This window comes from Brochothrix sp., assembly GCF_017549435.1.
Taxonomy (GTDB): Bacteria; Bacillota; Bacilli; order Lactobacillales; family Listeriaceae; genus Brochothrix; species Brochothrix thermosphacta.
Genome location: NZ_JAFYUW010000019.1, coordinates 1 through 3,428 on the forward strand (window position 1 = coordinate 1; position 3,428 = coordinate 3,428).

General features: G+C 35.4%; 4 protein-coding genes. 3 read left to right on the top strand and 1 reads right to left on the bottom strand.

Annotated elements, in window-relative coordinates; all coding sequences use genetic code 11:
- Positions 1-402: 402 nt before the first annotated feature.
- Positions 403-1,332, top strand: a complete 930-nt coding sequence (locus IKV95_RS01290; RefSeq protein WP_287451326.1) for an endo-beta-N-acetylglucosaminidase H — start codon at positions 403-405, stop codon at positions 1,330-1,332.
- A 109-nt stretch (positions 1,333-1,441) separates the two neighbouring features.
- Positions 1,442-1,987, top strand: a complete 546-nt coding sequence (locus IKV95_RS01295) for a nucleoside/nucleotide kinase family protein (RefSeq protein WP_069136331.1) — start codon at positions 1,442-1,444, stop codon at positions 1,985-1,987.
- A 263-nt stretch (positions 1,988-2,250) separates the two neighbouring features.
- Here the strand turns inward: IKV95_RS01295 and IKV95_RS01300 are convergent, their stop codons facing one another.
- Positions 2,251-2,748, bottom strand: coding sequence for a cupin domain-containing protein (locus IKV95_RS01300; RefSeq protein WP_029091854.1), 498 nt, complete (start codon positions 2,746-2,748; stop codon positions 2,251-2,253).
- A 111-nt stretch (positions 2,749-2,859) separates the two neighbouring features.
- Between IKV95_RS01300 and IKV95_RS01305 the strand changes: the two genes are divergently transcribed.
- Positions 2,860-3,234, top strand: a complete 375-nt coding sequence (locus IKV95_RS01305) for a VOC family protein (RefSeq protein ID WP_287451327.1) — start codon at positions 2,860-2,862, stop codon at positions 3,232-3,234.
- The last annotated feature ends 194 nt before the right edge of the window (positions 3,235-3,428 follow it).

Sequence of the window (3,428 nt, forward strand, 5' to 3'; positions counted from 1 at the left end):
CTCGCGCCTTTTTCAGGTATTTCTACTAATGTGTACCCTGCCAAAGATTCTTATGATATTGTTTCACAAGGCGCTGGTGGCATTGTATTAGAGAAATTATTACGTTCATAACATTTGTTTGAACACCACTCAACTCCAAAATAACACTCCCCTCTTTGCCTTTGTCCTATGAAGTTGGAGGCGAGTGTTCATTTTGATTGTAACTGCCTGTTTGATAATTTGGTCCTATTAATCAGGATTAACTTTTTTTATAATCATTGTCTATTCAATCGAACGAGACTTTCTGTAGCAATTGCGTAAAAAGTAGAAGGCTTGACAATTAATGCCAGTTACTACATCATAAAAATGTAAGCGCTATCTTTTTTTGCGTTTATAAATACTTTTTATGATAGGAGATATATTATGAAAAAAAGAACAAAGGTTTTTTCGTTGTTATCGAGCTATTTTATTTGTATTACACTTTTAACCGGTTTAATTATCACCACTACCAGTCAGCAGGCAGAAGCTTCTAGCAAAGTCGTTCCAAAAACAGTAATGTATGTAGAAGTGAATGATCATGAGTTTCGAAATGTTGGAAAATACACACTAGCAAATTCAAAAAAAACGGCGATTGATATCGGAATCATTTTCGCAGCTAATATTAATTACGATAAAAATACTAAAAAACCTTATTTATTTTTAAATGAACAAGTCAAAAAAACTTTGAATGAAAACGCAACGCAAATCAAACCGATACAAGCACGTGGAACAAAAGTACTGCTGTCCATTTTAGGTAATCATCAAGGTGCTGGTTTTGCCAACTTCGCTTCTTATGAGAGTGCAGATGCTTTTGCCGCGGAACTTGAAAAAGTTGTCAATGCTTATGGTTTAGATGGCATTGATTTTGATGATGAATACGCTAAATATGGGGAGAATGGCACACTGCAACCAAATAACTCGTCTTTTATTTGGCTCGTTCAAGCATTACGTCAACGACTTGGCGATGATAAATTAATTACACTTTACAACATTGGCCCCGCAGCTTATAACTCTAAAGCTAACGATAGCCTATCAAAAAGTATTGATTACTCATGGAATCCCTACTATGGCACATGGAGTGCACCATCATTCCCAGGAATCGATTCATCGCGTTTAAGTGCAGCTGCAGTAGAAGTAGGTGTCAATAAGGCACAAAGTGTACAGTTTGCTAAACGCTCTATCAACGAGAACTATGGCCTATTCCTCATGTATAATCTAAGCGGAAAAAATTCAGCTGATTTTATTTCAGGAATCACACAAGAACTTTATGGTGAAAAAACAATCTACACAGAAACTGTTCCGTCTGTACGATAGTATAGTATAATGAGGCATAAACAGAGATATCAGCCTGAAACAAAGTTTTTATAACTGATATTATTAGTTACCTATCAGTACATTATGCTATTGAACGGAGGCTCTTTTAATGAAAATAATTGGTTTTGCAGGTTTAAGTGAAAGTGGTAAAAGTTATTGTGGAAAGTACCTTGAGGAGCAGCATCAAATTCCCAGAGTAAAAATTGTCCGTTTTATTGAGCAGTGCCGCAAAGAATACATGAATAATGCGATTAGCTTGGATGAATTTCATGACTTTTTGTATCATCCCACTAATAAATTTACTGACTTTTTCATGGATGAGATAATTTCAAGAATGAAACAAATGTACAACGACCACGATACCATTGTGATTGAAAGCTTAAGAAATCCTTATTTAGGTAAGTATTTTCATGAAAAATTAAGGCATGATTTTACTATCGTTTATATGGATACCGCTTTAGATGTTAGAGTCAATCGAGAAAGCAAAAAAATCAATCGTTCTTTTGAAGAAACACTTCGAGCTACTTATGAGAAAGATCAATTAAAAATCGCTCAAGGCGCACTTGAGTACAAAGAAATGAGTGACATTATTTATGATAATAATGGCTCATCCATAAAATTAGATCTTTTTTTAGATGAACTCGTTTCTCAATAAGTAATTGTTATTTAAGGCATTGGTGGTTCCCTCACTAATGTCTTTTTTAATACAAAAAACCACACAATAATGTGTGGTCAGATTGTAGACAATGTCTCGTTTTTTTCTTTGAACATGATTTAAGTGACTTTGACTACGATATGAGAGGACTGAATAGGCATGTTGTTATAGTAGAAACGACGCGCGAGTAGCGGCCTAAAACAGCGTTTATCTTCAGTCTCAACCACACACTAACGTGTGGTATTCACTATTCATTTCAACGGTTATTCTGGCAATGTTTCAAACGCTAGTTCTTTGATAATTTCAGGATGATTGCTGTGCGATGCTAGTAATTCAGCTTGCGTGAATAATGTGAAATCACGGTAATCAAATCCTGGTGATACCATGCAGCTTACTAAACTATAGCTATCATCCGCATTAACGCTTGATCCAAAAATACTGCCTGCCTTCACAACATATTGGAGCAATTCTCCTTTCGCTGTATCCGGACCAATTTCAGTTGTTGTGTAACTACCGTCTTCTAATAATTCATGGACAGTTAATGCATGACCAGCATGATAGTACCACACTTCATCTGATTTCAATTGGTGGAAATGCGATGGATTATTTGATGTTAATAAAAAATAAATACTTGTATAAAGTGGACGCTCATTACCGTTCACTGTTGTGGTATGGGGTGAAGCTAATTTACGTACATAATAACCACCTTCTGGATGTGGCTCTAATCCTAATTCTTTGACCCATTCTTGTTGTGTTTTCATCGTAACTTATTCCCCCTTCAGTTAGATTACACATTAATTTTAACTTATTTAATCAAAAATTGCTTCAGTTTTTGATTTTTAGTATAAAATAAAAAGAAAAGGGGTGTCCTTATGATTACAAAAATTGGCGAACTCATGTTATACGTAAATGATCTAGATCAATCTGCAACTTTTTGGACTGAAAAAATCGGTTTCACTCAGCTAGCTGAACATAACGAAGCTGGGATGCGTTGGATAAACATCGCTCCCACATCAACAACAGAAACACAGTTTGTGCTTCACGATAAAAAACAAATTGCAGCAATGCATCCAGAAGTGCCTTTGGCTACACCTGCTTTATTATTCTACACAAAAGACATTCAAAAATTACATGAGGACCTTTTTAATAAAGGGATACCTGTTGGGGATATTGTCGAAATGGGCGGTAGTCTCACCTTCAATTTCCCTGATCCTGATGGAAATTATTTCGCTGTAAAAAACAGTTGAACTTTTTTACGTTATCAACACACGGAACAAAAAACAGCAGACCGACATCAGTGTCAGCCTGCTGTTTTTTTTTAATTCATCTTATTTTTGTTAAATAGTCGACGGATTTTTTCTGTTAGCCCCATCATTGCTGTGATATAGATGGGAATCATCACCAGACTTAGTAGTATCAAACAAATGATAACAGCGATAGC